The organism is Marinobacter sp. V34, from assembly GCF_055524115.1.
Window position 1 is genome coordinate 64,143 of record NZ_JBUPZY010000011.1, and the last position, 25,374, is coordinate 89,516.

At 51.8% G+C, this 25,374-nt stretch carries 20 protein-coding genes; 12 read left to right on the forward strand and 8 right to left on the reverse strand.

Annotated elements, in window-relative coordinates:
- Positions 1-28 precede the first annotated feature (28 nt).
- Together AC0B60_RS17055 and parS are read right to left on the reverse strand one after the other, a co-directional pair.
- Positions 29-547 (reverse strand): RES family NAD+ phosphorylase, encoded by a 519-nt coding sequence (locus AC0B60_RS17055; protein WP_465087129.1) that lies wholly within the window; start codon positions 545-547, stop codon positions 29-31.
- Positions 544-1,077 carry a type II RES/Xre toxin-antitoxin system antitoxin gene (parS, locus tag AC0B60_RS17060; protein ID WP_069183816.1) on the reverse strand — a complete coding sequence of 178 codons (534 nt, stop codon included), beginning with the start codon at positions 1,075-1,077 and terminating at the stop codon, positions 544-546. Before parS ends, AC0B60_RS17055 begins: the two co-directional genes overlap by 4 nt.
- A 359-nt stretch (positions 1,078-1,436) precedes the next feature.
- On the opposite strand from parS, the gene AC0B60_RS17065 reads away from it, so the two are divergent.
- The 3 genes from AC0B60_RS17065 to AC0B60_RS17075 all read left to right on the forward strand — a co-directional run bounded on the left by AC0B60_RS17065 (position 1,437) and on the right by AC0B60_RS17075 (position 8,893).
- Entirely contained in the window at positions 1,437-2,000 is a 564-nt protein-coding gene (locus AC0B60_RS17065) for a recombinase family protein (RefSeq protein ID WP_465087130.1), read from the forward strand.
- 93 nt (positions 2,001-2,093) lie between these two features.
- Positions 2,094-7,064 carry a DEAD/DEAH box helicase gene (locus tag AC0B60_RS17070; protein WP_465087169.1) on the forward strand — a complete coding sequence of 1,657 codons (4,971 nt, stop codon included), beginning with the start codon at positions 2,094-2,096 and terminating at the stop codon, positions 7,062-7,064.
- Positions 7,065-7,183: 119 nt separating this feature from the next.
- On the forward strand, positions 7,184-8,893 hold the full coding sequence (locus AC0B60_RS17075; RefSeq protein ID WP_465087131.1) for a competence protein CoiA family protein: 1,710 nt from the start codon (positions 7,184-7,186) through the stop codon (positions 8,891-8,893).
- A 384-nt stretch (positions 8,894-9,277) separates the two neighbouring features.
- Here AC0B60_RS17075 and AC0B60_RS17080 read toward each other — a convergent pair whose 3' ends face one another.
- The gene (locus AC0B60_RS17080; protein ID WP_465087132.1) at positions 9,278-10,084 is read right to left on the reverse strand and encodes a DsbA family protein; all 807 of its coding nucleotides are present in this window, start codon (positions 10,082-10,084) and stop codon (positions 9,278-9,280) included.
- A gap of 454 nt (positions 10,085-10,538) precedes the next feature.
- Between AC0B60_RS17080 and AC0B60_RS17085 the strand changes: the two genes are divergently transcribed.
- From AC0B60_RS17085 to AC0B60_RS17095, 3 genes are all read left to right on the forward strand, one after another.
- Positions 10,539-10,835 (forward strand): hypothetical protein, encoded by a 297-nt coding sequence (locus tag AC0B60_RS17085; RefSeq protein WP_465087133.1) that lies wholly within the window; start codon positions 10,539-10,541, stop codon positions 10,833-10,835.
- Between the two features lie 723 nt (positions 10,836-11,558).
- Positions 11,559-11,876: a hypothetical protein gene (locus AC0B60_RS17090; RefSeq protein ID WP_206855528.1), complete on the forward strand. Its 318-nt coding sequence runs from the start codon at positions 11,559-11,561 to the stop codon at positions 11,874-11,876.
- A 53-nt stretch (positions 11,877-11,929) separates the two neighbouring features.
- Positions 11,930-12,655 (forward strand): HNH endonuclease family protein, encoded by a 726-nt coding sequence (locus AC0B60_RS17095; protein ID WP_465087134.1) that lies wholly within the window; start codon positions 11,930-11,932, stop codon positions 12,653-12,655.
- 50 nt (positions 12,656-12,705) lie between these two features.
- Here the strand turns inward: AC0B60_RS17095 and AC0B60_RS17100 are convergent, their stop codons facing one another.
- The 3 genes from AC0B60_RS17100 to AC0B60_RS17110 all read right to left on the reverse strand — a co-directional run bounded on the left by AC0B60_RS17100 (position 12,706) and on the right by AC0B60_RS17110 (position 15,455).
- A complete protein-coding gene (locus tag AC0B60_RS17100; RefSeq protein ID WP_465087135.1) occupies positions 12,706-13,773 on the reverse strand; it encodes a hypothetical protein in 1,068 nt (355 codons plus the stop codon).
- A gap of 325 nt (positions 13,774-14,098) precedes the next feature.
- On the reverse strand, positions 14,099-14,563 hold the full coding sequence (locus AC0B60_RS17105) for a hypothetical protein (RefSeq protein WP_465087170.1): 465 nt from the start codon (positions 14,561-14,563) through the stop codon (positions 14,099-14,101).
- Positions 14,556-15,455, reverse strand: a complete 900-nt coding sequence (locus AC0B60_RS17110; RefSeq protein ID WP_465087136.1) for a DNA replication terminus site-binding protein — start codon at positions 15,453-15,455, stop codon at positions 14,556-14,558. Before AC0B60_RS17110 ends, AC0B60_RS17105 begins: the two co-directional genes overlap by 8 nt.
- 64 nt (positions 15,456-15,519) lie before the next feature.
- Between AC0B60_RS17110 and AC0B60_RS17115 the strand changes: the two genes are divergently transcribed.
- The 6 genes from AC0B60_RS17115 to umuC all read left to right on the forward strand — a co-directional run bounded on the left by AC0B60_RS17115 (position 15,520) and on the right by umuC (position 22,337).
- Positions 15,520-17,529 carry an AAA family ATPase gene (locus AC0B60_RS17115; RefSeq protein WP_465087137.1) on the forward strand — a complete coding sequence of 670 codons (2,010 nt, stop codon included), beginning with the start codon at positions 15,520-15,522 and terminating at the stop codon, positions 17,527-17,529.
- Entirely contained in the window at positions 17,526-18,059 is a 534-nt protein-coding gene (locus AC0B60_RS17120; protein ID WP_465087138.1) for a hypothetical protein, read from the forward strand. Before AC0B60_RS17115 ends, AC0B60_RS17120 begins: the two co-directional genes overlap by 4 nt.
- A 158-nt stretch (positions 18,060-18,217) precedes the next feature.
- The gene (locus AC0B60_RS17125; RefSeq protein WP_230708253.1) at positions 18,218-18,994 is read left to right on the forward strand and encodes a hypothetical protein; all 777 of its coding nucleotides are present in this window, start codon (positions 18,218-18,220) and stop codon (positions 18,992-18,994) included.
- A 28-nt stretch (positions 18,995-19,022) separates the two neighbouring features.
- The gene (locus AC0B60_RS17130) at positions 19,023-20,255 is read left to right on the forward strand and encodes a competence protein CoiA family protein (RefSeq protein ID WP_465087139.1); all 1,233 of its coding nucleotides are present in this window, start codon (positions 19,023-19,025) and stop codon (positions 20,253-20,255) included.
- Between the two features lie 371 nt (positions 20,256-20,626).
- A complete protein-coding gene (gene umuD / locus AC0B60_RS17135; RefSeq protein WP_230708251.1) occupies positions 20,627-21,055 on the forward strand; it encodes a translesion error-prone DNA polymerase V autoproteolytic subunit in 429 nt (142 codons plus the stop codon).
- 1 nt (position 21,056) lies between these two features.
- Entirely contained in the window at positions 21,057-22,337 is a 1,281-nt protein-coding gene (umuC, locus tag AC0B60_RS17140; RefSeq protein WP_465087140.1) for a translesion error-prone DNA polymerase V subunit UmuC, read from the forward strand.
- Positions 22,338-22,443: 106 nt separating this feature from the next.
- Here umuC and AC0B60_RS17145 read toward each other — a convergent pair whose 3' ends face one another.
- A complete protein-coding gene (locus tag AC0B60_RS17145; protein ID WP_465087141.1) occupies positions 22,444-23,928 on the reverse strand; it encodes a hybrid sensor histidine kinase/response regulator in 1,485 nt (494 codons plus the stop codon).
- 260 nt (positions 23,929-24,188) lie between these two features.
- A complete protein-coding gene (locus AC0B60_RS17150) occupies positions 24,189-25,037 on the reverse strand; it encodes a PAS domain-containing protein (protein WP_465087142.1) in 849 nt (282 codons plus the stop codon).
- Positions 25,038-25,374: the final 337 nt, after the last annotated feature.

Below are 25,374 nucleotides of genomic sequence, written 5' to 3' on the forward strand. Positions count from 1 at the left end.
ACGTAAAAGCTGACTTGGATGGCTGAGTTCAGTCGTTTTCTTCATCATCGACAACCGATGATAAGCGCTTTTTCATAAGTCCCGTAAGCCGAGTGTCATAACGAAAATCTTCAATCTCGCCCGCCCGCACTTTGTCAAAATCGGGGTGATCCCGAAGCAGCATTACGTTTCGTTCTCCAGGAATTAGGGCGCTGGGTACTGACAGGCCCAGAGACTGTTCGCTGGCAATCCAGTCATCACCGATCGCTACCAAGTCAGGGTGGCCGGGTTCTTGCCAATCATCTGGAAGCACAGAATCATCCAGAGTCATGATTAGCTTCTCCGGCACCTCAACCTTGATCCGTTTGTAGGGAGCAATAACCTGGTCAGGAACATGCACGAGCAACTCATAGGCAGCCAGCGACAGGGATTCCGCTAAATAGACAACTCGACTCCCAGGAGTATTCCAACGCCCCCCATATCGAAAAGCCCCCTCTCCAGAAAGCATCTGATCAGGCGTCTCGGCGTATTGTGGGTCGCATATCCTGAATAATTTCAACTCACTCATGAAGGAATTCCATGTCGAATCCGTCCGATCAGATTCTCCACCTCACGAGCACCGTATTCAGTTTGAGCATGTTCCAGCGGCGTTTCACCTTTGAATGCGTAAGCAGGACTCTTGAGCCAGTGCCGGGCTGCCTCTCCATCCCCATGAAACATATCCGTTGCTAATGCAGCCAAACGCGTATACCGATAGACCCTATCGGACTCGACAGACTCGAGCTTACCGTCTTTCCTGCGCCGACTGAAAGTTGCCGATGTAATATGCAGAAGCTTTAGCATCTCATTCTGACGGATGTTGAGGTACTCAACGAGCCGAGATACTGCGGCCGCGGGAAACCCTTCCATGATGGAATGAACGATGTCCGAATTTCCCTTTCGGTAAGTAGAATTTCTGTTAAAGATGATCTTCACAACCAGCTCTTTTTGGGCGCGTAGCTCATCATCGGTAAGCGTCCGCTTTTCAAGCTGAGGCTTAAACACCTTCATGGCTTCGCTGCGGGATTTGTCTTTTCCGCCGGACTCAATAGTTATCATTTGATAACCTCCAAAATTCCATATGATAATAGTATAGGGCCGAACATGGTCGGAAACAACAACCCTCCCTTGTCTCTCCAACGAAGGTGGCCCCATTTAATCCCTTTATCTCCTAGCATTTTGCCAATGAAATCTAGGCGCCGAGTGCATTGTATTTTCCGGCCGTTACGGGGACCACGCTGCAGCGGTGCTAAACTCCTCTAAATCTCGAATACATCCAAATCCAGCATGCACTTCGTGATAGCTGGAAAACGGTCGTTTGTTGGACGCTCCTACTTTCTCCTCAAAGCCCCCATTTTTACCTTGTTTTGTGTTCAACAATCACGTACAACAATCTATGACAAGAAAAGGCTCCTTTTATGATCATAGGTTATGCGCGCGTCAGCACCCAAGACCAAAATCCAGAACTCCAAGTGGACGCCCTGGAGATGGCTGGGGCCGAACAGGTCTTTCAGGAAAAGTTTACCGGAACCCTACGTGAGCGACCCGAGTTGTCGCAGTGTCTCCGTATGCTTCGGCAAGGCGATGTTCTGGTTGTGTGGAAATTGGACCGCCTCGCTCGATCTCTGAAGGACCTGGTGGCGATTGTTCATGACCTCAATGATCGGGGGGTTGGCTTTAAGTCTCTGACGGAATCCATCGACACCACCAGTTCCGGAGGTCGTCTAGTGTTCCATATCTTCGGCGCTCTGGCTGAATTTGAGCATGACCTGATCCGGGAGAGGACAATCGCAGGGTTACAAGCGGCCCGGGCCCGTGGCCGAAAAGGGGGACGAAAACCAGCCATGTCTGCATCGGATGTAAAAAAGGCCGCTGCAATGCTTTCTGACCCGACAATGACCAAGATGGAAGTGGCCGAACATTTTTCTGTTAGCCGGACGACCCTCAACGCTTCACTTCGGCGTAATGGGCATTCTATTTAGGTTGAGAGCTAACTAACTGGTAGTTTTACCGAAACGATTAAATCAACAGGTAGTCCTGGACTGCTCATGAGAACAATGGACCAAGGAATGATGATGACAGCCCTCCAAAGAATACTGTCGCAGTTCAGAGAAATGACGCTGACAGAGCGTGACAAGGGAACCAGCTTCGAGAACCTGATGGTTCAATTCTTCAAAACGGAGCCCTTCTATAAAGAGCAATATTCTGAGGTGCTGTCCTACTCCGACTGGGTTGACCGATACGGCGCAGACCTTAGCATCAGCACAAAGAAAGATACCGGCATCGATCTAGTAGCCATCACCGCAGATGGCGAGTTCCATGCGATCCAGTGCAAGAACTATTCGCCAGACCACACGATCGGCAAAAGCGACATCGACAGCTTCTTTACCGCATCCGGGAAAAGCTACTTTAGTCACCGGATTATTGTCACAACGACGGATAAGTGGACTGGAAATGCCCAGGACTCCCTGGAGAATCAGCATCCCCCCGTATCCCGAATTGACCTTCATAACCTGGAAAACAGCGTCATAGATTGGTCGCAGTATCATGACGATATAAAGCCAGTCCTAAAGGCTCAGAAGCAACTCCGTGAACACCAGATTGATGCTCTCAACGCTACGGTGAATGGACTCAAGACAGCCGACCGCGGCAAGCTGATTATGGCCTGTGGCACAGGCAAGACGTTCACTTCGTTGAAGATAGCCGAAACAATGGCTGGCAAAGGTAAACGGGTACTTTTCCTTGTCCCCAGCCTCTCTCTACTTGGCCAGACACTCACCGAGTGGACTCAGGAATCTGCGATCCCCCTGAAAAGCTTTGCGGTCTGCTCAGATAGCGATGTCGGGAAGCGGCGCGGTAAAGATGATGACCGAGTGATTGCCGGAATCAGTGACCTGCAATATCCAGCCACCACCAACGCGGCCTCCCTGCAGAAACACATGGCAGATCACCACAGCGGTGACGCTATGACTGTTGTGTTCTCCACCTATCACTCCATTGGGGTTCTGAACGAGGCTCAGACCACTGGAGCCAACCCGATCCCGGCCTTTGACCTAATCGTCTGCGACGAGGCGCACCGAACCACCGGTGCAACTTTTGATGGTGAGGAGGAGTCAGCTTTTGTTCGAGTCCATGACAACAGCTACATCCAAGGCAACAAACGCCTCTACATGACAGCAACCCCCCGCATCTATGGAGATGATGCCAAGAGTACCGAGAACGTCACACTATGCTCAATGGATGACAAGTCGCTATACGGAGAGGAACTGTATGTCATCACATTCTCCGAGGCCGTGGCCCGCAAGCTGCTTGTCGATTACAAGGTGATTGTCCTCGCTGTTGAGGAAACCCACGTCAACCGGCGCCTGCAGAGCCTTCTGAAAGACGCCGACAACTCACTAAAAGTGGATGATGCCGCAAAGATCGTGGGTTGCTGGAAAGCCTTGTCGAAACAGGGCTTGGTTGAAACCATGGGGCAAGAGCCCGATCCTATGAAGCGAGCGGTCGCTTTTTGCCAGGTCATCGAAAAGGAGTACAAGGGCAAAAACCACAAGGTCAGCTCGAAGCTGATCTCTGAGATGTTTGGTGCGGTAGTGTCGCAGTACCAGGAAGCCGAAATAGCAGCGCTCCGCGACAAAGATCCTGATGCCACGCTTGATCAGGCTCTGACCATGACCTGCGATGCCGAACATGTCGACGGTGGCATGAACGCCAGTGAAAAGGAAGCCAAGCTGGAGTGGTTGAAGGCCACTACGGAGGACAATACCTGCCGTATTCTCTCGAATGTGCGCTGCTTGTCTGAAGGGGTTGATGTCCCCGCACTGGATGCCGTGCTGTTCCTGACACCACGATCTTCTCAAGTGGATGTGGTGCAGTCCGTTGGCCGGGTGATGCGCCTGGCTCCGGAAAAAGACCTGGGGTACGTCATTCTACCCGTCGTTATTCCCGCGGGCGTTGAGCCCGAAGAAGCCCTCAATAATAACGACACCTACCGCGTGGTTTGGCAGGTCCTAAACGCCCTTCGGTCACACGATGACCGCTTTGACGCGATGATCAACAAGCTGGAATTCAACGGCAGTATGCCCAGCAAGATGGAGGTCGTGGCGGTCGCAGACAAGGTGACGCCAAAAGCCACTAAAAAATCGGCCAAAGAGCGTAAAGCCAGTCGTGCCAGGGGTGGACGTTCGATTGGGTCTAACGACCCGAACCCAAATCATCAGCAGGCAGAGCTGGTGTTCGAGGTCGGCGATATTGAGCGTGCGCTTTATGCCAAAATCGTTAAGAAATGTGGCAACCGGCACCACTGGGAAGACTGGGCAAATGATATTGCCAAGATCGCCAACACCCACATCGACCGGATCAGAGCGATATTGGAGGATGCGAGCCACGTTGAGGAAATTGCAGCGTTCAATGCATTCGCAAATGAGCTACGCGACGATCTGAACAACAGCATTCCAGATGAGGAAATCATCGAAATGCTGGCTCAGCACCTGATCACCAAGCCGGTTTTTGATGCGTTGTTCGAAGAATATAGTTTTGCCAAAAATAACCCCATGTCCCAGGCGATGCAGCAGGTGTTGGATAAGCTGCATGAACATAGCCTGGACAAGGAGCGCAGTACACTGGAGTCTTTCTACGAATCCGTAAAGCTTAGGGCCGAAGGCATCAACAGCGCTGAAGGCAAGCAACGAATCATCGTGGAGCTCTACGATAAGTTCTTCCGAAACGCCTTTCCTCGGATGACGGATCGCCTGGGTATCGTGTACACCCCCATCGAGGTTGTGGACTTTATCCTCTACTCAGTGGAAGACGTTCTGAAAAACGAGTTCAACACCAGTATGGCCGACAAGAATGTCCACATTCTGGACCCGTTCACCGGCACCGGTACGTTTATCACTCGTTTGCTGCAAAGCAGAATCATCCCGGCCGATCGCCTGCCTGAAAAATACAAGAACGAGATCCATGCCAACGAGCTGGTTCTGCTGGCCTACTACATTGCGGCAATCAACATTGAGGCAACCTACCACGGCATTCTGACGGGCAACCTGAGTGGCGAAAATGATGACCTGATCTTCGAGCCAGAGTATGAGCCATTCACTGGGATCTGTCTGACCGACACATTCCAGATGGGGGAAAAAGCTGACCTGGTTGATGAGCTTCTGGAAGAGAACAGCGCTCGGCGTAAACGCCAACAGGAACTTGATATTCGCGTGATCATTGGCAATCCACCCTATTCATCAGGGCAAGAGTCAGCCAACGATAACAATGCCAATGTTCAGTATCCAAAACTCGATGAACGAATTCGCAGCACCTATGCCGCCAGATCATCCGCCACGAACAAGAATGCGCTATATGACTCGTACATTCGGGCTATCAGATGGTCATCTGACCGCATCAAAGATCGTGGCGTGATCGGGTTTGTGACCAATGCTGGGTTCATCGAGGCCAACACGGCTGCTGGGCTCCGTAAGTGTCTGGTAGAAGAGTTTAGTAACCTTTATGTCTTCCATTTGCGAGGCAATCAGCGCACCTCTGGTGAGCGCTCACGCAGAGAAGGGGGCAAAATATTTGGTTCCGGTAGTCGCGCCCCAATTGCTATTTCGATTCTCGTGAAGAATCCGCAATCTGAAGAACACGGCAAGATCTACTTCCATGATATTGGTGATTACCTGACCCGCGAACAGAAACTAGAAACCGTTGCTGAGCTGAACAGCATTAATGGTATCAGCAAGCAAGTAGGTTGGCAGGCGATTGAGCCTGACACGTTTGGGGACTGGTTGAATCAGCGTGATCCGTTCTTTGATACCTACATCAAAATGGGTGATAAAAAAGACAAAACATCCTCAGCACTTTTCGATACATTTTCCAGTGGCCTTCAAGCCAGAGGCGATGCTTGGTACTACAATTCAAGCAAATCCATTCTGGAAAAGAATATAAAAAAATCAGTCAGTTTCTTTAACTCTGAGGTGGATAGGTATGCTTCAGAATACGATGGAAGCATACCACTCAAGGACTTTGTAAAAGTCGATACTTCGAGATTCTCGTGGTACGGCGACAACTACAAAGATGTTGCCAAAGGTATTCGTTTTAGTTTTTCTGACCAGTACCTACGAAAGTCGCTATATAGACCGTTTACTAAAATGATGGTGTATTTCGACCCGAAGATGATGCACAGGCCGGGGAAGTTCGCTCAAATTAAACCAGAAGAAAATACGGAAAACCGAGTGATCTGTCTATCGCTTGCGGGGTCAAAAGATTTCTCAATCCTGATTAGTGATGTAATTCCAGATCTTCACTTAATTGGTGATTCTCAGTGCTTTCCGCTTTATATCTATGATTTTTCGGAGGAGAAGGCAGATCTTCTCAATCAAGAAGAGGAGGCATGTGGCCAACAGAGAGATGCCATAACAAATTACGCACTGGACCATTTCCAATCCGCTTACCCTGGCTCCAGCATCACCAAGGAAGACATCTTCTATTATATATACGGCTTGCTGCACAGCGAGGAGTACCGCGAACGCTATGCCGACAACCTCATAAAGCAGCTGCCACACATTCCGCGCATGAAGCAGTACGCAGACTTCATTTCCTTTGCCCAAGCAGGACGGGACCTGGCGGATCTACATCTGAACTACGAAAGCGTAGACCTGAACACCCGGGTCAAACTTTCTGGTCCGCTGGGGTTGCGAGTAACGGCTCAAGGCGTCAACGGTGGCCAGGATGCCGACTTCACTGTGACCAAAATGAAATTCGCCAAGCGAGGTGACAAATCCAAGGTCATCTACAACGGCAACATCACCGTCGAGAACATTCCGAAAGAAGCCTACGACTATGTCGTAAACGGCAAGCCAGCCCTGGAATGGGTAATAGAGCGCCAGGCGCTCACCACCGACAAGAAGTCGGGCATCGTCAATGATGCAAACGACTGGGCGATCGAAACCATGGGAAATCCACGGTATCCGCTTGAGCTGTTCCTGCGCGTGATTACGGTCAGCCTCAGAACCCAAGAGATCGTCAGGAATCTGCCTAAGCTGGATATCCTGTAGAAGCCATTTTCAATCAGATTGGGGTGCTCCTTGAGGCGTTCATGGAAGATCATGAATGCTTGGAACATCGCCTAGCGAAAAAAAGGCTAGACTCATTTATTGCGGAATTTGTCTGTCACGTGAGTTCAGAAACCAATAATAGCTCTGCCCTGAGCAAGCTTCGGGTACCATTCGGTGAAAAGGATGGCCGCTTGTACCGTCCCGAGACTGTGGACCGGGGAAAGAAGTGTGACTGTCACTGCCCCGAGTGCAAGGTCTCCCTGATTGCCAAATGCAGTGTCGCTGGTCGCTTCTATTTTGCCCATCATCGAGGCGGCGAGTGCCCTGGTGGGTACGAAACCGCTCTGCACAAGATGGCCAAGCAGATCCTGCTGGATGCTGGCCGAGTGTGGCTGCCGGAGCGGGATGTGTTGCTTTCTTTCCCCTTGGTGTTCGGTGAAACACTATCCAAAACACTGCACTTCGAAACGCGGGAGGTCCATTTTGTATCGGTCGTATCTGAGAGGCGGTTGGAGAATGGTCTGACGCCTGACGTGACTGCCCTTCTGAAGAACGATGCCGAGTTGCATATTGAGATCCTGGTTACGCACGCCGTCGAGGAAAACAAAAGCCTGGCGATTGATAACGTCATGGAGATTGACTTGAGTTGGTTGTCGGAGGAAACCGTGCTGGATCCGGTCGCGCTGGAAGCTGAGGTGCTGAAGTCAGCCCCTCGTTGGTGGCACCGGTGCTCTTTGATCGATGAGCTTCCGAAGGTGCATGCCGCACGGCAAGCGTTGGAAGCCAGAGTGCCGGGCGAGATTAAACGCTTCGAAAGGCAGCGGGAACGGGAGGAAGCGGCCAAACGTAAGAAGGAGCGTGCGGCGCAGCAGAAGGAGGAGCGCAGACAGGCCCAGATTCGCAAGAAAGCAGAAGCTAGGGAGCCGTTTGAGGTTGCGTTACGGAGACTGGAGCATATGGAGTCTATGGGCTGGTTGACTCTGGGAGATCGGTTAGCCGAACGTGCAAAGCCCCAGATGGAGGTGATTGCTCGGCGCCTGAAATTCGAGACAGGGAAATGGCCAACGTTCATGGATACCAGTGTTCACCAGGAATGGGTGTTCAAGGAAGATCGGCGGCTTTGGCAAAGTGCTGTGTTTGAGTCTCTGATTCTAGAGAAACAACCGGGGTATATTTTCTCGGTGGCTCAGGCACTGGGCTATGCTGAAAAGGCCGCCGGCGTTCGTGAATGGGCTTTGAAACTCAGCCAACTCAAGCAAGCTCATCTGAAGCAGCCGTACAATCAACGCAAAGACTACGAACTCCGTGGAGTATGGTTTCTGACGCCCGCTGAGAATAATGCCATCCGGTCGCCCTACGCCGTGGTTCTGTCGTATCTCAAGAAACTGTGTAGGCGTGGCGTACTTGCCGAAGAGCGCCCGGCCAAGACATTTCGGGTTCTGGCTTCAGCGGCAGATGTCTGGACCGCTCACGAAAAGGAGCAAAGACAGGTAAGGGCTAAGGCCGTCCGGGCAGAAAGAGGGCGAGCGACCTTGCAGGCGTTGCTGGGTGATGTGTTCCCGGAGGAAGAGAAGTATGAAAAGGTTGAACAGGAATGGCAGGAGCGCAGGAAGGTGGTTACTCAGCGGCTCGATTATTCGGTCAACGATGCCAACGCCATTGCCGCTGCCGGTCACAAGACCGCTTTGTTCTGTCTCAGCTGCAAGCGGCACCAGTTACCGACTCCCGTTAACGAGTGCCCTGTTTGTCACAGTCATCGGGTTCGGGTGGTAGAGCTGACGGCGGGCTATCTTCGCACCTTGCTGCACCGCCTAAAGTGCATGCCTTGATTGGACTTCTGCTGCGCGCCTCCGTGATTCAGTACCCGGGCACCGGCTCCAGAAAACGCCATACGAATCTGGGCATTTCCACTGCGCATAATCTCAGATTATGGAAAATCGAACGCTGCCAAGGCTTCAACGGCTGGACCCGATTACTCTCAAATCTCTGTCGACCCCACCCATGTATCTCCGAGATAAGCATCCAGCACAGGCAAAGTGAGATGTGCTGTCACAGATCCCAGCATCCGTTGTGACCAACCGGATTCAGGCGCCGGCATTTCAAAAACAAGATTCCGGTCTGCGTCCAGGACAGACAGAGTATGGTGGGCAACAGGAGTGAGAATGTCGGGCTCATAGGGGGCCTCTCGCCCGACAATAAAGCAAATTGCCATATCAGCTCCCGAGAATCTGCTGAAGGGCCTGGGTCAGCTGCTCTGGCGTTTTATAGCCTTTGATGAGGTAATCACGACCGGTTTTGTGATCAAGAATCCTCAGAGCCGGTGTTCCGGTAATACCCAGCTTGGATCCCTCACGATAATCCCCGGAGATTCGGTCTTCGTGGGCATCAGAGTCCAGGCAGAGCTCTATCGCTTTGCCACTCAAGCCCATCGATCTGGCAAACGTCGGCAGATCACCGACCCCCTGACCATTGCTTCGAGTCTTCTCAAAAAATTGGTCAAGGGCAGCCCAGGCAACCTGATTGCCATAGGACTCTCGCACACACTCGACGGCTTTGGCTTGCATGGCGGCCGCCGGGTTATGACCGCTTAAAGGGAAATGCTTGAATTCCCAGTTTACGACGCCGCTGGAGTTATCAACGACCGATTTCAATCCACCATGCATTTTGCGGCAAAACGGACACTCAATGTCGCTAAATTCCTGCATGGTAAGCCGAGCGTTCAGGTTGCCGTATACGAGCCGGTCATCCGGTGTTCGAGGGGAGGCCAATTCATATTCTCCGATGAGAGTTTGAAAGGCGTGCTTTGCCAGCCTTTGTTCTGCTAGATCCAACCTCTGATCCACGATGGACACGACTTCATTGCTTGTAAGCGTCTGCGTGACCTGTGATTGCCCTTGTTTGAGTGCTTTTATCTCTGAAAACTGGTGGGCGTGGCTCAGCGAGAGAACGCCAAGAGCCGCGAAGACAGCTACTTGCGAGAGTTTGGGCATGACAAAAGGTCCGGAATAAATTTTCACCATCCTATCGGCTCCGGACCGATTAATAAGGTTCAAACGGTCAGGTGGGCATGACCTTTTGTTTTCTGCCAGCCATTGTTCCTACCAATAGAATTCCAGCACTTATTTCTAAACAGAAATGGCTGGTGATTTGACTGGCCCGCTAAGAGGCAGACCCTGACTTTGAAGACCCAAAGTAGTGGAACCGTGATCGCACAGGTCGCCGATCAAATTGGCGGCGAGGCGGCAACCAGTTACCTGCCCGCCGGGTACACAGGTCACTGTGCCATTGTTGCGGAATCTAACTCGGATGTGATTGCCGTTCTATCGTCAGGAATCGAGGCATTTAGAGTGGCGGCCTACGCAATCACTCCTGATGGTGGGTACGGATCGGTGAGCATCCACCCAACTCAGCTGGATGAAACTCATGAGTCTCTCCTAGACTGGATAGACGTCGGCAGAAAGATTAGGAGTGCCGTTGAAGATTGAACTGCTGTTCCTGACTTTTGCCGCCTACGCCATTCTCCAGCTTTTCAGCTTGAGATTCTTTCGCGGCCATTTGAAGTCCGCTGCGGTCGTTTCAGCGGTCATTGGCGCCCTCATCACCGCGTACACAACCATCGCATTCCTTCTGGCTAGCAACCTGTGGCCACTGACGCTTCTGTTGCCGGCTCCTTGGATGTTGCTTTTTTTCGTCTTGCTACTGATCCTGAATGCCCTGGTTAACGCAACATCATTCGGTAATCGACATCGTTGGTCGCAATCAAAGCCATGAAGAAAGCTGTGCTGAAATTTCTGGGGTGGGCTGAGTTTCGGGCTCGAATGAAACATCGCTTTAATCCTGAGCCCGTTGATACAAGTCAGTATGCGGACCAGCTTGCCAGCAAAGTCTCATGGTCTCCGATGGTCACGTAAAGCGTGCTGTTACGCCGAAGACTCGTTTCCCTCGGGCCTCTCGCTCTGTCATTTGCGTTGCCATCGTCGCTGAAGATCCTGATGGCTGTAATGCCTGTTTTGATTACCCTTCCGATGATTCCGGTCGTCGACACTTGGCACAAGTTTCAGTTTATCGCACCGTTCATCCTGATTCCCGGGTACCTCACAATTGGCTACGTCTTCTATCGCTCGGCGGGTCGGCCCGTGTTTGATCGCAAATCAGGGACCTTTTGGAAAGGCTCAAACGAATCTCGGCACACGGGGGTAGTTGAGCTGGCCGACATTCATGCACTCCAGCTGATCTCTTACTTATACTCGGACGGCGATCCGAAATCAGCCGGCGTTGTTTACCAGCTGAACGCTGTTTTGAGCGACAAATCAAGGCGCGAAGTATTCACCCAACGCCGACCGTTGACCTCCGCTGGCAGAAGGGCGCTTATCGGAGATTGTGAACGCCTGGCTCGATGGCTTGGAGTACGTCTCTGGGACTCGATACATGAATTTGATCGATAAGCTACAGACGATTAAGGTTTGAGCATTTGAATAAACCAGGATCTCTTTAATGGAGCAACGTAAGGCGCGCGTGATCATTCCGGATCATCTATCTTTCGCAGATCTCGGGCTGAAACGCCTTGAGACAGGCAAAATTGAATTCGACTGGGACGTAATCAAGCAAATCTGTGAGCGCAGTGAGGGGCTTCCTTTAGATCACCTCGAAGAAGGCCCCGATGATAATGTCGTCGGGTTGATTCTTGGCTGGTATATGGTGATTCGAGAGAATGGTGGGGAGAGCGATCCTGTAGCCGAACAACTCGTTGCTGAACTTATGGAAAAAGAGCCTGAGGGCGACTCCACTGATGATGAATCTGGACGTGCTTGAGCGGCCCAGCACCTCAAATTGAGCCATTCCGCATTTCTAAGGAATCAAAAAACTTGATCAATGCAGTATTGAAGATCGTATTTCTTTCCTTTCTGGCCTCCGCCAACCCAGCTTTCGCTTCAGTCGTTAAAATGTCGAACAGCGGTATCTGCCATCCACCGCAAAGCAGCTGGTATGAGCGAACCAAAACCTTTCAGCCATTTGATTCAGTTAAAGAATTTCTTGCCTCGGGCGGTCGCCTGCCGAAGGGGATGGCTCGTCCTTCTGTAAATGATCGGAGAGTGATCAAGTCGTCTGATTCAGAAAGCTACTCCAGGTCAGCCTTTGGCCACGGATGGGATGATGCAGATGGTGATTGCCAGGACAGTAGGGCAGAAGCGCTTATTCAGATGTCATCAACACCGGTCAGATTTGCAACAGATCGACGCTGCCGAGTCGTGACGGGCAGGTGGATAAGCCCTTTCTCGGGAAATGTCATTCAGAATGCGTCTGAAGCGGACATCGATCATGTCGTTCCATTGAAATGGGCCTGGGATCGGGGGGCCAATCACTGGAGTGACGCAAATCGAGAACGGTTTGCCAATGACCCTGTAAATCTTCTGCCGGTCGAGGCATCGCTGAATCGCAGTAAGGGCGCAAGAGGCCCGATGGAATGGTTGCCGCCCTCTGGGCAATGTGCGTACGTGGCGAGGTTTTCCAGAATAACGAAGAAATACGGGTTAGAACCTCAACCAACGGAATCTAAGTGGATCAGAGATTTTCTGTGGCGATGTCGCTAATGAGGGGCAACGGACAGCCTGCTTTGCAGGCCGGTTTTTGCGCACCCCTTCTAGGTTTCTACCTGGTAAGTATGTGGGCCGGACCGTTTCAGTAGACCAAATGCAACAAGGGCATCAAGATAGCTTCGAACGATGCTTGACGGGGTTCGTATCAGGGCATTCTCCTCGCTGGTAAGAAACCATACATTTTTTTCGGCAACCGGGGTCTTGCGATTACTCGTTGCAAACAGGGCTTCAAGCTTGAGATCGCTTAGACGCTTAGCCCAGTCGACAACGCCGAAATGACGAACAATACTGTCAGTGAGCGGCTTGACTGAAACCTGATGCCCCTTCTGAACGTCAGCGATTGCCCGCTCGTAAATGTAGGTTTGCCATACCCGCCGGTCTATGTTGAACAACCAGTCTCCAGCGACTCGTACCGATAGATACTTGGGCCAGCGACCACTGGCAAACTCCCTGGGAAAGCGCTGTGGAATGTCGAGTAAAAGCTTGCTCGAATTCGCAGCGAGGAGCTTTTCTCTCGCTTCCTGACCAGCGACCGTGTTGAGCTCGATGAGTTTTTTCAGATCTTCCTGATAGTTGGCTCTTGCGGCTTCACGCTGCCTTTGATGTTCGCGAGCAGCATCACGCTCTTTATCTTCACGTCGGCGCCGGCGATCGAGCACCTCAAATACCTTGGCCTCCAGTTCCGCTTGTTTCTGTCGAACTTTTTTTAAATTGGAATACAGTGAACAGCGGTACCAGCGACGAGCAGCCACTCTCAGCACCGCGCGCTCTAGCACTTCGGTATCCGCCAAGGCATCAATCTCCCAGTCGCCCAGGTCTATCTCCATGAGGTTATCCAATGCCTCGGCTTTAGGTTGCTCCACACCATGAGTAACCTTGATCTCAATGTAGAGCTTGGCATTGTTCTTAAGGGTTGCGGTAACGTCCGGTATCCAACGACCAGGTTCTTCTGCCTGCTTTTCTGACACGGCCGACACCAGCTGAACGAGACGCTCGGGGTAAAGAACGCTGCCAGTTAGAACATCGTCCTCAGAAGTAACGGGAACCGTTATCTCCACGGAGTGAGCGGGAAGCATTACGGTTAAGTGATCCAAGATGATTTGCTTGGCCATCTTGTGAACGGCTGTTTCGAAGCCGCCGACACACTCGGGACCGCGGTCATGAGAAAAATAGGGCCGGGTTTGCCCCCCCTGATTGGCAATAAGGGGCCAATCGCAATTTGGACACCGGCAATTACAGTCTCGTCCGCGAGCCACATTTTCTGGAGCGACGAGTCTGCCATCGAGGGAGCCGAAAGGAATTTTTAAGGACCGTTTTTTCATCAAAGTCGGCTAAAGTTATAGTCAAACATGGCAGCGAGAATGGCTCGGCATTGGGGATTATCAGGGATGGAATTGCCCAGAGTGTCTGCTTTGGGACCGCCACTCATGTTCGTATTCAACACTGATATAGTGCTGCAGCTCCTCTCAACGAAGCAAGAAGCAAGTTATCATCGTCCATCCCAGACTGCTTCTTGAGCTGCGCCATTGCCAAGGCTCCAAAGTGGAATGTCTGAGCTATTGGCAAGGGCAGGGCATAACAGTTCCCTGAGCCCTGAGTCGCAGAAATGAATAACCGATTGGGTTGGCGTTCTACGACAATGCCCTTTGTTGGTCGCTTGAATTCCGCTTTGGGCAAAAAACCCAGGCACACGCAGCATAGGAGTGGCAGATCATCCTCTCCGAGCTGAAGAACGATCTTGCTCTTCCAGTTGATGCGTTCGCCGTCACGAGGGGCGACCTCAAGATTCAAAGCCGCAAGGGGCTCCTCGCCATCTTTTAGCAAGACGGTCGCTTCGGCCGTAAGCCCAGCTTTTGAGCCGAAACACCGTACTTTCATCTGATTAGCCGGATGATTACGCATGTCCACGAACGTACCTATGGATGCTCAGCGACTGGATAACAGGTTCTGGTTCTATTTTTGATTCCCGCTGGAGTCGAATGGGCACCTCTTTGCGGGAAACAGGATTCTCCCGCCACGCCATCCGAGGGAGCATTTTTTGTTGAGCAATGACGACCCCCGAGATTGGACAGCTTTTCCGCTGAATCTCCCCTTTTTCGAGGTATGAGTAATTCGCCCTCAACTGATTTGGCAGGGTAATCCGGCGCACCAGGATTTCGTCCGGGGCACATTTACGCCTCAGGATATCCAAAGCGGTTTCCGCCAAATCCTCATCGCGATCTCTCAGGCCTTCCGCCATTGCGACAGCCTCATCGAAGGTTAGCTTCTGAATACGTGCGTGACTGGTGGCCCAGGTCCACGAGATTGATTCAAGCGCTGGCGGCATCACCCGAATTTGCCGGTAGCACTCACGCAAGTCCAATGTCTGAATGCCCGCACTTTTAAGCGCTTTCTTAAGTACCGTTTCGCGCGAACCGGCCACCTTACCCGAGGCGAGACTGCGGATCTTCAGGATTGTTTCCTTGAAATGTGCTTTGGTCTCATTGATCTGTTCGACAACCGACACTGTTTCGCCAGAGGCGCATACAATGCCTGCGTCGCACTGCCGACTCTGAGTGTCGTCAATGGTCAGGCCAACGGCGTCCACAATCGCCTGCTTGCGGGCGTGTGCAGAGTATCGCTCATTTTCAGTGCTACTGAACGGTGGCACGTAAACTTCGAAATCTGCCCTGTGATCATCGTCTGAAAGCATTTTCAGTTGCTCGCAGTTATCCACCAGAGCCTGGTATGCCCGAGAAAGTTGATCGATCAACTCTCCCGGGACTGAGACAGTCTCGGTAACAGAGTTCTGCATTTTGTGAGCCCTCGATTTCTGAGTACAGCACGGACAGCGTCAAAGCATAATCAATGCTAATTATATGCACTATTATACCATATACTGCTATATTGCGAAGTCTTTGATTGGCCATGCGCAGCTCGTGTCAGTATCTTTGTTCCAACTGCTTACAGAACCCAGTGAAAAAGCCTTTAACTACGAACCGGACAACATGACGAAACTTGCGATTCCCATTAGCCGTGAGACCTTGATCGCGCTCGATAAAGACAGGACGAAAATTGCCGGTTTGACCAACCCTGAGCTCGCTGGATTGTTCACTCTCTTCAAATTGGCCAACACCTCAAAGCCCTTTAATGGCCCTGCAAGTGAAAGGCTTCTGGCGGACTGCTTGCGGCTGATTGCTGAGTCTGAGGAAACGAAGTCAGAAATCCAGGACCTCCTTCAAGAGCGCACTGAGGGTTTCATGGACCTGGCGCCAGGCAATAGCGATGGTTTTTTTCTCATGTCTGTCTCGGATGTGGCCAATAAAAGTTACCTGGAAAAGCCAAACGGCTGGCGCTTTGGCTGTTCGAGTGAATTCAATCAGGTTTTTATCAAGAGGGGCATTTTAGGTCAGCAGCGATCTGTTTCACTTTCCGTAGAGCATGACCGTCTAATTCGGGCAATTGAGGCTGAGCCCGAAGAACCTATGGCTGTTCAAGGTTTTGCCGGTGTAGGCAAAACGTATCTGATAACCACCTTAGCGGCATCGCTCAGCGCAAAAGGACTCTCTGTTGTTGCACTGGCACATACTCGGCAGCAACTTGCGGCACTTATGGATCGTACCCAGGCCGCCCGCGGGCTGACGTTGGGAGAATTGACCAAGGAACTTGTGTATCCCGGGGAGGACGCACCCAGACCTTCGCGTGGTTCGCGCTACCGGATGGGGCAGAGGTTTAATCGTACCTATGAGCAGATGGCCCAGATCCTGGAAGTTCAGCCGCTTCAGCGAGCGCGGGCAGCGGAGATCGCAAAAATAGCCTGGAAAACCGTAACTTCATTCTGCCACAGTGCAAGTAATGAGATTTCGGAAGAGCATCTCCCCTCTACGATGAGGTTTCACTGGTCCGCGTCCGAGAAAGCAATTCTGGTAGAAATTGCACGGAGGATGTGGGCCTTCATCGCCGATCCGCCCAACCAGGAGTCCGAACTTCCGACGCGGATCTACCACCAAATCAAACTTGCGGATGTTCAAGGGAAGGTGCTTCCACCGACGATCCGTATCGCTCTGGTTGATGAGGCTCATGATTTGCCTGTGCCTATCATCAACATCTTGGAGAGGACACCTCCGCCGCAGGCAACCTTTACCTTTGGGGATCGCTATCAGCACCTCTTCGGTGCCGGCGGCACGGCGCGACCAAGGCGATCACGAGGTCGGGAGCTGGGAGTTTCAGTAAGGGCGGGGGAGAGCACAACCGATCTCTTCAATCAGGTCCTAGCGGCACACCCGATTACTCCTGAAATGGAGTTTGTCGGAATCCGGCCGGAGAACACCCAGGTTCTGTCTTATCAGAGTCTTCCAACACCAAGCGGTAATTGCGCCATCATTTTTCGCTCTTACTGGGCTTTGTTCGAGCAATTCCAGCGATGTGCGCATGATAAAGCGACTTTTAGATTGATGCCTGGCTCAGAGAAAGCCTTACAGTGGTTTATGGGTGATGTGATTGAACTTTTTAACCACGGTACTCGCCCGAGCTTCCCGAGCTTGTTCCGGTACGGAACTTTCGACGAACTGACAAAGCGAGAATCAGAGTTCGCTGACATAACCCGGGTTGTCGACCTGCTCACCCGTGGATATAGGCTTCAAAATTTTGATGAGTCACTCTCTCGCCAAGTCCGCGACAGATCCAATGTTTTGTGGCTGGGGATGCCCGAACACACCAAAAATATGGAGTTCGACAAGGTCGTCATCGCCGATGACTTCTTCAGTCAGACCAACATGATCAAAAAAGATGCTCTAGTCTCGAGCATTTACACATCAATTTCAAGGGTGAAATCCGAGCTTTACCTGCCCTCGGAATTCGATAATTGGGTTAGGAGTCTTGCGAGTTGATTAATGAAACGCTTTTCCACGGTTCCAAGAGAGCCGGCCTTCTGACGTTAAACGCTGCGGCCAGTCAGAACACTGTATTTGGACCCGCCATATACTGCACCGCGGATCGGTCGGTCGCAGCCGCACAATCTGGGGCCAACGTCATTTATAAAGTACGTATCGAAGGGCCAGAAGAGGGGATTATTGAGTTTGACCGGCCTTTGTTGGACGCATCACCGAGAGCGAGAGCTGCCATACAAACCTTCTTGCGACGCTACAAACTAATGTCGATCCTAGACACGGAAGATGACCGTGTGGATTTTCTCCAGGAAAGAGCAGCGGCTGAGCTCGTCAGGAGGGGAGTTGAGTACCCGCCCAAAACTTTATTTAACCGTATTATCGCGGAGGAAGGCGTTTGGCTCATGCGCGGTGAGATGCACGGCTTGGCCAAGTCCGGGATGGTGGACAGAGGCATACAGTGGGTGGTCATAGACGACCGGTATCTATCCATCCTCGAACAGCAACCTCTTTATTTTGAAAGGACTGGGTAGCTTCTGACACCTTGCCATTATCCATCTGTAGCGGTACTTTAAGCTCGGCTTTAGGATGGCCTGCGCCGCTGCAGCGTGAACAACTCCCTCTACAATTCGACCTGATTTACTCTTGGCTCAGACTAAAACGCAGCCAAACGAGCCATGGAGTGACAGTCATGGTTGATAGCCATTTTGATGTTCTCAAAAACACCGTGAGAGCTGCTCGCAAATCCAGTTCCGGCATGGATTTCTCCCGAATCGGATACAACACTCATTTGGAACTTACCGTTCGCTTGGTCACCGGGGCCCCATCCGTCAATCACTTCTCAGCTCAGGTGGATTCCTATCCCCTGCGTGAGATTCCTGTTCTCGGCCAGATCATCGATACACTCAGGGATAGCGAACACCTAATTGAGCCTGGCGTTTCTGCCGGCGAACCGCCGGAATACGAAAGGTATGAGCGTTGGCAGCTATTAGCCGCGATTTGGTTGTCCGGCCTTTCCCGAAATATCAACACTATCCAGGCTTCGTCACCGCTCCACGAACTGTTTTGTCTTTCCGCTGACCTAGACGGGCTGCGGATTCCACGGATGCTTGGTGAAGGAGCAGAAACAACTGTCGCTCAATCAGCCGCCCAACTGCCAAACGAGGCCTGGATTCTTTCAGCTTGGCTTTTTGAGAAAGAGGGACTATGCATAGAGCACTGGGACCGTTTGCGTCTCGCTGCTGAAAAGTTCGGATACGGTAAATCGGCGGCCGCTCATTTCCGGGCCGCGTGCCGCGAATCAGTGAATCACAACTGGGATCCGAGATCAGCCATTGCCCTAGGCGTATATGACCTTCCGGTAACGACACCATCATTTTTTCGAGACGGCGAATCTGATGAACAGTTCAGGTCCCGCATAGACACAATTTGGCGTTGGGAAGAACCAGAAGCCTTTGACTTTGCCTAGGAACACGCGGAGCACATGGAGGTGGTAATTGGCTGAACAAGCATCCGGTAATCTCAAGGTTCCGTTCGGTTTAAGGGAAGGGCGCCTCTTTCGGCCCAATGATGTGTCCTCGGGTAAAGCGTGTGGTTGCATCTGTCCAGCGTGCGAGGCGACACTGATCGCAAATCAGGGCAAGCAAAAGCGAGCCTATTTTTCACACTTCCGGACTGAGAGTTGTGCTGGCGGATACGAAACCGCCGTCCACCTCATGGCCAAGCAGGTCATTCTCGATGAACGACGTCTACGAATCCCTCCATTAACGATTCCTTTCGAACTCATTCCGATAGAGGATGAACCCCCCATTCGAACCTCTGTTCACTACCCAGAACGAGATGTTCCGTTGGTTGAAGTAGAGGCCGAAAGACAGCAAGGCCGATGGCGGCCCGATCTTACAGCATTTCTGAAAAATGGCTCTCTGCTACACATTGAGATTCGCGTTACGCATGGGGTTGATGACGAAAAAGCCGAATCTCTGGATAACCTGGTCGAGATCAATCTGAGTCAACTTCATACAGAGATCGTGTATGACGAGGAGGCCTTCGTTGACGAGGTTCTCCTGAATGCCGAACGTTGTTGGTACCGCTGCTCCCTGTACGACGATCTGAAGCGCACCGTCGACGCTCGCCAAGAGCTGCAAGCGAGGGCTGAGCGGATGGCCAGAGAGCATGCTGAGCGAAAAGCGGCTGAAGAGAAGCGTGCCTATCACGCCGAAATGGCCCGAATGCGAGATGAGGCCCGCCGCCGTGCTTCCAATAAGCTGAAATCCAAGGATTCATTTAAAAGCGACGCTCTGGCCCATCAAAAATACAAAAGCCAGTTGTTTCGCCTGGAGGCAAGGCAGTCCTCTTACGTCATTCCACCGGCTGACGGCAGCAAAAGCGTTCCAGTCGATGGAGAATGGATCTTCTTTGTACCTCGCTCTGCTTGGCAAGGATTCATAATGGAGCAATGTCTGCCCAAGATGCCGATCGACCGGGAATTCACGGCGCGGGAAATTCTGATCGAAGTTCTTCGCCAGTTCCCTTGGCCAACCGAGGTGGCAGAAATCATGAAGTCCCGCAATAAACTGTCTGAGGCAGACGCCAGAAAGGTTCCTGATCCGGAAAAGGTCGTCGCCGGCTATCTTAAAGTCCTGGCCGCAAACGCTGTCCTGGCTTTTGGCAACCATTCTGGGGTGTTCAAGCGATTCGAAGGCGATCGATGGAGCAGGCGAATAATCTGAGACTACCCTCTTTGAAACGAAGCCGTTGCTTTAGCTGGAGATGATTTCTTATACCAGATCAGCATTATGATTCGTACAAACTGGAGTCCGGCGCCAACCTCTCGTTAATCGCATCTTTGGTCATCAGCCTGTCTTTTCCTTCCGTTTCCTATCATAACCTTACATAACCTGGGCACGGCTTCGCCGCGCGTTGCTCGGGATGGAAAAGCCCTCTATCGGGTTGCGTCATTCTCCGGAGTCGCGGGCTGGAATAGGGCGATGCCCAATGCGGATCTGGTATAACAGTGCATAATCTAAATACAGGAGTCGCCTCTGGCACTCTGAATAAATATACTGTTCATCTATACAGTACGTCAGATCGGAACGCCAAGATGTTGATCACAGAAATTTTCCGTCCCGCCGAACAGTTCCAACGTTCAATTGCACTCTACGCCGATACCGTTAAAGCGGGTTTTCCATCGCCGGCCCAAGACTACATTGAAAAAACGCTGTCCTTGGATGACCTCTGCATTCGCACACCGGCCGCCACCTTTTTTGTCCGCGCTTCTGGCTCATCGATGGAAAAAGCCGGCATTCATGACGGGGATGTTCTGGTCGTTGATCGCAGCCTCCCTCCCGGACATCGGAAGATCGTCATTGCCTCTGTCGACGGGGAGTTTGTATGCAAACGACTCGATTTGAGCGACCCCAGCAAACCTGTCCTCCGAGCGGAGAGCGACGATTACCCGGACATCACGCTTCGCGATGAAGATGAACTCGAAATTTTCGGGGTCGTAACCACCGTCGTGCATGCACTCTGAAATGAAACAGATATTCGCCCTGTGCGATGTGAACGCGATGTACGCGGCCTGTGAAACCGTGTTCGATCCCTCACTGGTCGGCCGTCCAGTTGTCGTGGCTTCGAATAATGACGGATGCGCGGTGGCGCGCAATACCGAAGCAAAGGCCCTGGGTATCAAGATGGGGCAGCCGATCTTCGAGCTGAAGGGGCACGTCGAGAAGAACGGCCTGGTGGTGTGCTCTTCAAACTATGCGCTCTACGGCGACATGAGTTTTCGCTTTATCCAGACGCTGACAACCTTTTCGCCCGGAGTCATGCCGTACAGCATCGATGAAGCGTTTCTCGATCTGACCGGCATTGAATCGGTCGTGTCCTATGAGGATTTTGGGCATCAACTCAAAAACGTGGTGAAGCAGTGGACCGGCCTGCCGATTTGCGTCGGCGTAGCACCCAGTCCCACGCTGGCAAAACTGGCCAATCACGGCGCCAAAAAGTATCCGGCAACCGGAGGCGTCGTGGACTTGACCGATCGCGACCGGCAGCGCCGTCTGCTGAAGCTGGTCTCGGCCAGCGAGATCTGGGGGATCGGCTCCAAACTGAGTAAAAGGTTGGCGGATCTTGGGATTGAAACCGGGCTCCAATTAGCGGATGCCGATCCCAAATGGATTCGAAAGCATTTTTCGGTCATTGTCGAGCGCACCGTTAGAGAGCTGAACGGAGTTCCGTGCCACACCGACCTTCTGGAAGTGGCCCCGGCCAAAAAACAAATCCTCTGTTCGAAATCGTTCGGAACACCGGTGACCGACCTGGACTCCATGCTCGCGGCCGTGTCGCACCATGCAGCCCGGGCCACCGAGAAACTGCGCAAGGAAAATCGTGAATGCGGGTATCTGGCAACTTTCATGTCAACCAGCCGGTACCGGTCGAGCGAGCACTATGCGAACCAGAGGGGCATTGCTTTGCCGTATCCAACCGCGGACACCCGCGAGATATGCAAACAGGCTGTGACTCTGGCTAGGGCGCTCTGGCGCGATGGATTTAAGTACAACAAGGCAGGCATCGTGCTTTCCGACTTTCGAGTGCCTGGTGCATGCCAGTCAGATTTTTTCAGTCGAATTGAGGACGACAAGCGAGATCAGGAGCTGATGCGGACCCTGGATAAGATCAACAGCATTTCGGGTAAAAACACGGTCCGCTTTGGGCGTCAGATCCACAAAAATACGGACTGGCAGATGCGCCGGGAAAATTTATCCCCAGCTTACACCACCCGTTGGTCCGATATCCCCGTCGTCCGAACTTAGGCTGTCCGATTGCCCATAGGCGCAGAGGTACTCATCCGGCATGCAGCCCATTGAGAGATAACTTCGATTTCAACTGCAATAAGTGAGCAACATCAGTAGGAAAGCGTCAGCTAGCTGATCGGCTGTAATCCTGTGGATTGAACTTCTGACGAATAGCCTCCAAGACCAACATCCGCAAGTCCTCGATAGACATACCTTTCGACACGATACGAGCGCCGGCCTTTACAATGGCTCCGCGCGTTGACTGTGGGATGTTCGGATCCGCCGTCACCATGATTTTGGTTATATCCTGGTTCGGATGAGCTTCATCATTTTCCAGCCACTCAAGTAGCTTGAGCCCGTCAATTTGCGGCATGTGATAATCAACCAGCAGCAGGTCGTAACGTTCTTCCTCTAAACGCGAGATGCCCAGGATCGGGTCATTACAGGTGACCAGCTGAACCTGGCTGGTTTCAAGAATTTTCGGCGCAAACATTCGGTGCATCTGTTGCAGGTATGTCTCATTGTCGTCGATGAGCAATACCCTCAGTTTATTGTCACGTTGACCAACAGCTGAGAAATCGAGATTTGGATGAAAGTCCACCTCATCAGATTCCCGCTTGGAGCCAAGTGTCCCCGTTGCTCCTTGCCGATAGCTTATTGGTAATCTGAGGCTCAGTTTGGTGCCAAAACCTTCCTTCGAATCAATAGCAATAGTTCCACCAAGAAATTCCGTGAAAGCTTTCATGACAGGGATCCCGATGCCCCACCCATCCTTACCTCGCCGAATGCCATGGGTGAGTGCGTCTCCGTGCCAATGCAGAGCTTTCATTTCTTCTGTCGACATCCCACTGCCAGTGTCCTGCACCGTGACCTCGACATAATCCTCCTCAAGCGTCATGGACAGACGAACGAAACCATCCTCGGTGTGCTTCAGAGCGTTCTCGATGGCGTTGCGTAACACCACCTTGATGAGATCATAGTCAGTATAAAGTTCCGTAACCCTTAGCTTCTCATCTTTGCAGCACTCCCAGATCAGTGCCACGTTGGCCTTGCCCGCAAACTGGCTGTTCAGATCCAGCACGATTTTGCTGACAGGAAACCATTCTTTATGTGTGGCCAGTGTTCCGTTTTCCAGGGCGGCCAGGGCAAGAATCGCCTTAACGTGATGGTCCAGAGTGTCAAGGTCGTCCAACGACATTTGCAGAATGCTCTCAGCATCACTCAGGGCTTTCTGACCGACGTAATTGACCGCCAGATCCGCCTGAGAGCGCAGGTTTGTAATTGGAGTTCGAAGCTCATGGGCCGCGATAGCCAGCAAATTCTGCTTCATCGCAATAGCCTTCGTCTGACTGCGATATTTCCGTTTCAGGCTAGAAATCCAAATTACGAGAGCCAGGTTCCCGAACAAGGCAATTGTGAGAGCAATAATCATCAGCTCGTCGACGTATTGATATATTGGAAAATGACCAGCCACTGCCAGGTACAGTCCCAATAGAAGACCCGCGACGACCCAATTAAAGACCATGGACCAGAAAGATCCCTGAACCGCACGGAAAGAGGTGATGGTGATACCGATAATGAGAAGTGATGTAAATACTGCGAACAACATAGGCCTATCCTTGGCTCAAAATCTCGGGGCTTCCTGGGAAGCGTTTTTATTTCCAGGTTAAATTTTTACACACATTGCTTGAACGCATCAGCGCCCTGCTGTCCGACACAGACACCCGTTCCTTCGGCTGCTGATTCGACGGCTACAATGTTGGCCACCACCATATCATCCGAGGAAACCCTTGCTTCCATTCAGTGTGAGCTGGGGTTTAGTCCGCTCGAGGCAGATGTTAACGGTATTCACTATCGCCGTCCTCGTGGTCAGCCATTCCGTTTCGAGTGATCGATCAGCTCATTGATCTTTGTGTTTTCATTAACCGCCGCAAAATTCTCAAGAAATGACAGAGCGGCCTGTGACTGTGGTTCATCGAGCTTGGAAACGTCTATGTTCATGCAAATGAAGCCAATGAGCCCGAAACGTGGGTCGTAGATAGGGATCGTGCTTGACTTAACGTCTCGACCATCCGCGAGCGTAAGCCCATAGCTGATGAAACTCACGCCACGGCTCTTACCGACTGCGTACTCACGAATAAGCTCCAAACCAAAATTAGTCGTCGAATCGCCCAGTCGGCGCCCGGAAATGGGGTTCTGGATGGCAATAATTGAGGCCAGCGGATTTCGCGTGTCATGGAGCACGATTTCAACGCCCGTGCCGGCAAATGTCCGACCGATCCCATTCACAATGTCCGTATACACGCTGAACACCGCATCCTTGTGCTTCCGGATTTCCAATATGTCTTCGTATTGGTACTTCTCAACCAGCTCGAAAAAGCGAACTTTGTTGTCGTGATCTAGCATCAACAGGGTGTTGTTCGCCTGGACGATGTAGATGAGATCTGCCGCAGCCTGCGGATTGTTCTGACTTAGCAGGTGCATTAACGCCTGGTTCAATTTGTCGATGTCCAGGTTCAAAACACCGTTAGTGCTTTTGACAGGGTAGAGGTCTGGAAGCGCGCTCAGAGGCGTCCCGGACAAGGGGGTGAGTGGATCATGGGAACGTGAAAGTTGGTTCCCCTGGAATTGCTGGACAATGAGCAGGGCCAGCAAAATGACTACTAAAATCGCAGGGATAATTGCTGAAATGACGGTTCGAAGTGCAAACGGCTGCATCGAGATACTTCCTTGTTACATCGCCAGAACTTTTTTAAGCACCTGCCTTGGCGCTTACAATATGTTACAAATTAGACATTATTTTGGATGAAAATTAAACGCAAAAACATGGTCTATGCCACATTTACCCTCAGAGTTTCACGCTTGAAGCCCTCGAAATATTGCCACGGCCCCCTTTGCGATGCACTATCTCCTTGAATCCCTGCATTGCATGGAAGCGCCGTACTCCAGTGGTTCGGGCAAGAATCAAGGATGAGATCTCCCCTGGTTGCCATGATCGTGGCAACTTCTTTGCGGCACCAGACTTAAAAGGTCGTTAAGTCGTGACCTTTTGATT

What these genes read in the sequence shown, in the direction of transcription:
- AC0B60_RS17055 (WP_465087129.1), bottom strand. Translation starts at nt 547, where the DNA reads ATGAGTGAGTTGAAATTATTCAGGATATGCGACCCACAATACGCCGAG.
- parS (WP_069183816.1), bottom strand. Translation starts at nt 1,077, where the DNA reads ATGATAACTATTGAGTCCGGCGGAAAAGACAAATCCCGCAGCGAAGCC.
- AC0B60_RS17065 (WP_465087130.1), top strand. Translation starts at nt 1,437, where the DNA reads ATGATCATAGGTTATGCGCGCGTCAGCACCCAAGACCAAAATCCAGAA.
- AC0B60_RS17070 (WP_465087169.1), top strand. Translation starts at nt 2,094, where the DNA reads ATGACAGCCCTCCAAAGAATACTGTCGCAGTTCAGAGAAATGACGCTG.
- AC0B60_RS17080 (WP_465087132.1), bottom strand. Translation starts at nt 10,084, where the DNA reads ATGGTGAAAATTTATTCCGGACCTTTTGTCATGCCCAAACTCTCGCAA.
- AC0B60_RS17090 (WP_206855528.1), top strand. Translation starts at nt 11,559, where the DNA reads ATGGAGCAACGTAAGGCGCGCGTGATCATTCCGGATCATCTATCTTTC.
- AC0B60_RS17100 (WP_465087135.1), bottom strand. Translation starts at nt 13,773, where the DNA reads ATGGCCAAGCAAATCATCTTGGATCACTTAACCGTAATGCTTCCCGCT.
- AC0B60_RS17105 (WP_465087170.1), bottom strand. Translation starts at nt 14,563, where the DNA reads ATGCGTAATCATCCGGCTAATCAGATGAAAGTACGGTGTTTCGGCTCA.
- AC0B60_RS17110 (WP_465087136.1), bottom strand. Translation starts at nt 15,455, where the DNA reads ATGCAGAACTCTGTTACCGAGACTGTCTCAGTCCCGGGAGAGTTGATC.
- AC0B60_RS17115 (WP_465087137.1), top strand. Translation starts at nt 15,520, where the DNA reads ATGCACTATTATACCATATACTGCTATATTGCGAAGTCTTTGATTGGC.
- AC0B60_RS17125 (WP_230708253.1), top strand. Translation starts at nt 18,218, where the DNA reads ATGGTTGATAGCCATTTTGATGTTCTCAAAAACACCGTGAGAGCTGCT.
- umuD (WP_230708251.1), top strand. Translation starts at nt 20,627, where the DNA reads ATGTTGATCACAGAAATTTTCCGTCCCGCCGAACAGTTCCAACGTTCA.
- umuC (WP_465087140.1), top strand. Translation starts at nt 21,057, where the DNA reads ATGAAACAGATATTCGCCCTGTGCGATGTGAACGCGATGTACGCGGCC.
- AC0B60_RS17145 (WP_465087141.1), bottom strand. Translation starts at nt 23,928, where the DNA reads ATGTTGTTCGCAGTATTTACATCACTTCTCATTATCGGTATCACCATC.
- AC0B60_RS17150 (WP_465087142.1), bottom strand. Translation starts at nt 25,037, where the DNA reads ATGCAGCCGTTTGCACTTCGAACCGTCATTTCAGCAATTATCCCTGCG.